This window comes from Brachyspira catarrhinii (genome assembly GCF_005518285.1).
In the GTDB taxonomy this organism is placed as follows: Bacteria; Spirochaetota; Brachyspiria; order Brachyspirales; family Brachyspiraceae; genus Brachyspira; species Brachyspira catarrhinii.
On the sequence record NZ_SJDU01000190.1, the window covers coordinates 1 to 4,382 of the forward strand.

General features: G+C 32.2%; 6 protein-coding genes. 5 read left to right on the forward strand and 1 reads right to left on the reverse strand.

All coding sequences use genetic code 11. The annotated features are described in order from the left end of the window. The 5 genes from EZH24_RS14085 to EZH24_RS07695 all read left to right on the forward strand — a co-directional run. Nucleotides 1–327, forward strand: a 327-nt coding sequence (locus EZH24_RS14085) for a hypothetical protein (RefSeq protein WP_236847117.1), incomplete at its 5' end; no start/stop codon positions are given. A gap of 93 nt (nucleotides 328–420) precedes the next feature. Continuing rightward, entirely contained in the window at nucleotides 421–885 is a 465-nt protein-coding gene (gene fabZ, locus EZH24_RS07680; protein ID WP_137998531.1) for a 3-hydroxyacyl-ACP dehydratase FabZ, read from the forward strand. 36 nt (nucleotides 886–921) lie between these two features. After that, entirely contained in the window at nucleotides 922–1,716 is a 795-nt protein-coding gene (lpxA, locus tag EZH24_RS07685) for an acyl-ACP--UDP-N-acetylglucosamine O-acyltransferase (protein ID WP_137998532.1), read from the forward strand. A 3-nt stretch (nucleotides 1,717–1,719) separates the two neighbouring features. After that, nucleotides 1,720–2,850: a lipid-A-disaccharide synthase gene (gene lpxB, locus EZH24_RS07690; protein WP_137998533.1), complete on the forward strand. Its 1,131-nt coding sequence runs from the start codon at nucleotides 1,720–1,722 to the stop codon at nucleotides 2,848–2,850. Nucleotides 2,851–2,937: 87 nt separating this feature from the next. Further along, on the forward strand, nucleotides 2,938–3,777 hold the full coding sequence (locus tag EZH24_RS07695) for a hypothetical protein (RefSeq protein WP_137998534.1): 840 nt from the start codon (nucleotides 2,938–2,940) through the stop codon (nucleotides 3,775–3,777). Between the two features lie 10 nt (nucleotides 3,778–3,787). Here the strand turns inward: EZH24_RS07695 and EZH24_RS07700 are convergent. After that, nucleotides 3,788–4,382: EF-Tu/IF-2/RF-3 family GTPase (locus tag EZH24_RS07700; RefSeq protein WP_336596092.1), on the reverse strand; the 595-nt coding region annotated here is incomplete at its 5' end.

Below are 4,382 nucleotides of genomic sequence, written 5' to 3' on the forward strand. Positions count from 1 at the left end.
GTAAAAGTCGAAGGCGTAATTGCAAGAGATTTAAAAAAAGTTATGATTGACGGAAAACTTGTAAACGAAGAAATTAAAGGAAGCGATAAGTTTTATAAAGCCGATTTGATTCTTTTGGCGATGGGATTTGACGGAAGCGAAGATAATTTGAAAGAAATTTTTGAAATAAAATTTGACGAAAAAAACAATATTAAAGATTCAAATTTTAGCGCGAAATCGAAAATATTCGCTTGTGGAGACGCGAGAATCGGGCAGAGTTTAGTAGTTTGGGCTATTGAAGACGGAAAAAAATGCGCGATAGCGGTAGACGAATTTTTAAGCGCGTGAATTAAAATTATATTAAATATTCCGCTTGAAAGTTTATCAATATGCTATATAATAAAAATAATTTTTAAATTTAATTTTAATCAGGAAATGAAAATGGAAAAAATCAATATATTAAAAATTATGGAATTATTGCCTCACAGATACCCTTTCTTGCTTGTCGATAGAGTGGAAAGCGTGGAAGAAGGAAAAATACATGCGATAAAAAATATCACTTTCAACGAACCTCAATTTACGGGGCATTTTCCAGAAAGTCCGATTATGCCGGGCGTTCTTATGGTAGAAGCTTTGGCTCAAGTTTCGGGCATTTACTGTTATACGAAAATTTTGAAACCAGAAGAATACGGAAAAAAATTTATGTTCTTTGCAAAAATAGATAATGTCAAATTCAAAAATCCCGTTATCCCGGGCGATATAATGAATATGTTTGTTACGGTTGAAGCATTCAGCAACAATTTATTAAAAACGCATGGAGAGGTTAAAGTTGATGATAATCTCGCATGCTCCGCGGATTTGGGATTATTTTTGGTAGATAAAGAAGCAATGAAGATAAATAAATAAAATATTAAAAATAAAAAATAAAAATTAGGAAAATAAATGGAAAAAGAAATTCATAAAACAGCCGTAATATCAGAAAGCGCTAAAATATCGGACGGAGTAAAAATCGGTCCTTATGCGGTAATTGAAGGCGAAGTTAATATCGGCGAGAACACAATAATCGGCGCGCATACGATTATAAAAGAATATACGACTATTGGAAAAAATAATATAATTCATCCTCATGCCGTTATAGGAGATTTGCCGCAGGATATAAGTTTTGACAGAAATAAAGTAAGTTTTCTTGAAATCGGAGACGGAAACGAAATAAGAGAATTCGCCAATCTGCATCGTTCGGCAAAAGAAAACGGAAAAACGATTATAAAAAACAATTGCTACATAATGGCGACTGGGCATGTCGCTCATGATTGCGAGATAAACGATAAAGTGATTATATGCAACGGCTCTTTGGTGGCGGGACATGTTAGAGTGGAAAAAGGCGTTTTTATTTCGGGCAATTGCACAGTGCATCAATTTTGCGCCATAGGAGAATACGCGATGATAAGCGGAATGTCGGGAGTGGGCAGAGATATTTTACCTTACGCTTTGACTTCCCATGCTGGCGAGGCTATAGTTTATAAATTAAATCTTGTAGGAATGAGAAGAGCGGGATTTACTTCGGTTGAAATATCTCAAGCGGAAGAGTTTTACGATATTTGGTATGGCTGGAATAAAACCAAACAGGAATTTTTGGATAAATATTTAAACGATACTTCTTTAAATAAAATGGCTAAAAATATCGTGGAGTTCATATCGAAATCAAAAAGAGGAATAACTCCGAAAAAAACGGTATAATTTATGAGAATATTTATAGCTACGGGAGAAGTATCGGGAGACATTCAAGGCGCTTTGCTTGCGAAAAAAATAAAAGAATTATCTCCAGAAATTATAATAGACGGTTTCGGCGGAGTGGAGATGAAAAACTCTGGCGTCAATATACTTTCCGATATGTCCACTTTATCGACTATGGGAATATTTGAAAGCGCTAATCCTAAATTTGCTTTTAAGAAATTGGACGCATTTAAAATATTAAAATTATATCTACAAAAAAATAAAATAGACATTATGGTTTTGGTCGACAATCAGGGAGCTAATCTTCTTTTGGCAAAATACTGCAAAAAAAATAATATTAAATATATTTATTATTTTCCTCCTCATGTTGGAATTTGGGGAGAATGGAACGCTAAAAGATTAGTTTCCGCTAAAAAAATAATAACTCCTTTCAAATTCGATTACGATGTTTATAAAAAGCATGGTTGCGATGTTTTATACAGCGGGCATCCTTTTGCCGATTTGAATTACGATTTAGAGCCTCCAAAATTAAATATGGAAGAAAAAGAATGGACGGTTGGAATATTATTCGGAAGCAGATATCAGGAAATAAAAAAATTATCTCCCGTATTTATAAAATCGATGAAAACTCTAAACGATATGCTTTCTTCGAATATAAGATTCGTAATACCTATCGCGTATCCCGAATACAAAAAAACTATAGAAAAAATAATCGATAATCATAAAAATTTATTGAAAAACATTCAATATACTTTTTTGGAAGGCGAAAATAAGGATTTCGTATATAAATATTCTGACGCTTTAATAATGTCGAGTGGGACGGCGAGCCTCATAGCGGCATGTTACGGAAAGCCGATGGTTATATGTTATAGAATCTCTTATATTACATTTTTTCTTGGAAAACTTTTAACTAATATAAAATATATTGGAATGCCGAATGTCATGCTAAACGAAGAAGCGGCGCCCGAATTACTTCAAAGCGATTGCAACCCGAACGCGATAACGAGCCATATAATGAAATATTTAGCGGATAAAGAATATTATAAAAAGACAAGCGATAATTTAATGAAAGTTAGAGAAATGCTCGGCGAAAAAAATGTTTTGGAAAGAGTGGCAAAAGAAATTATAAATTCGTAAATTCTTTATTTTAATAAATTAAAAAAAATTAAGAAATTTAATAGAGTCAAAATATTTAAAAAATATTCTAAAAAGAGAGTTTCAAATATGATTAAAATTGATTCTCGAACTAATTTGGACGATATAAGAAAAGTCGTTTCAAAAATTGGAAAAGAAGCGGTTGAATTCGATATTATTTGGCTTAATTTCATTACGAGAAGAAAAATAGTTTTTTTGGTAAGCGAAATATTAAAAAAATACAATATAGAAAAATATAATGACGATACGATTTACATATTGAAAGAACTTATAACGAACGCTATAAAAGCGAGGTATTTGCATATAATAGTTATAAAATCTTTAAGGCTTTCTAATCCTTCCTACAATCAAAAAATAGACGAAGACAAATATTTTAACGACAGCGAAATAATGGCTCAATATTCCGAAGCGATTAAAGATAAAGAAAATAAAGAAAAATTAAAAAAATTACTCAATATGGAAAAAACTTTAATCAACGAAATGGACGAAACCAATAACGCAAATGTTTTAAAAAAAGAAAAATATAAAGAATTATTGGATTTTAGAGAAAATACGAAAAAGAAATTTATAATAAAATTAATCATAGAAATTAAAAAAAATAATTTGGAGATTACGGTTATAAACGATTCGCCTCTGATAATGATAAATAAAACGAGAATAGATTCAAAGAGACTCACATTTGGCGAATATTATAATAAAGGCATGACGGAAAATTTTTTTATGGAACAGCTTGATAACTCGGAGAGCGCGGGATTCGGCTTGGCTTTATGCGATTTGAGATTGTATAATAACAATTTGAATCCGAAAGAGCATTTAAAAATTTACGATGAAAATAATAAAACTTACTCGAAACTTATATTGCCAATAAAACAAACTTTCAATTATTTGTCGTCTCATAATAAATATTGATAAAATTCGATTACAATTCTTGAGCTATTTCTTCGATTTTAAATATTTCTAAAATGTCGCCTTTTTTAATATCGTTGAAATTTTCAATCGAAGCGCCGCATTCGTATCCAGAAGCCACTTCTTTAACATCGTCTTTGATTCTTCTTAAACTTGAAATTTTACTCGTATATATAAGCACATCGTCTCGCACGACTCTAACTCCAGCGTTTCTTTCTATTTTGCCAGAAGTGACATAACAACCCGCGATAGTTCCCACTTTAGGAATATGGAACACATCTCTGACTTCGACTACTCCAATATCGACTTCTTTTTTGATTCTTTCGAGCGAGCCTTTCATAGCGTTTTGAATCGATTCTATCGCTTCGTATATAATATCGTATCTTTCAATCGGTATAGATAATTTTTCGGATAATTCTTTTGCTTTTGCCGATGGACGAACTCTGTAGGCTATTATTATCGCGTTGGAAGCATGAGCCAAATTGACATCGCTTTCCGTCACCGCACCAGACGCGCTATATATGGAAACGAAACGAATTTTATCGCTCTGTATTTTATTCAAAGCGTCTTTCAAAGCTTCGGCGCTTCCTTGAACATCCGCCTTAATT

Excerpts from the sequence above, each read along its gene's own strand:
- fabZ (WP_137998531.1), top strand. The coding sequence starts at position 421 with ATGGAAAAAATCAATATATTAAAAATTATGGAATTATTGCCTCACAGA.
- lpxA (WP_137998532.1), top strand. The coding sequence starts at position 922 with ATGGAAAAAGAAATTCATAAAACAGCCGTAATATCAGAAAGCGCTAAA.
- lpxB (WP_137998533.1), top strand. The coding sequence starts at position 1,720 with ATGAGAATATTTATAGCTACGGGAGAAGTATCGGGAGACATTCAAGGC.
- EZH24_RS07695 (WP_137998534.1), top strand. The coding sequence starts at position 2,938 with ATGATTAAAATTGATTCTCGAACTAATTTGGACGATATAAGAAAAGTC.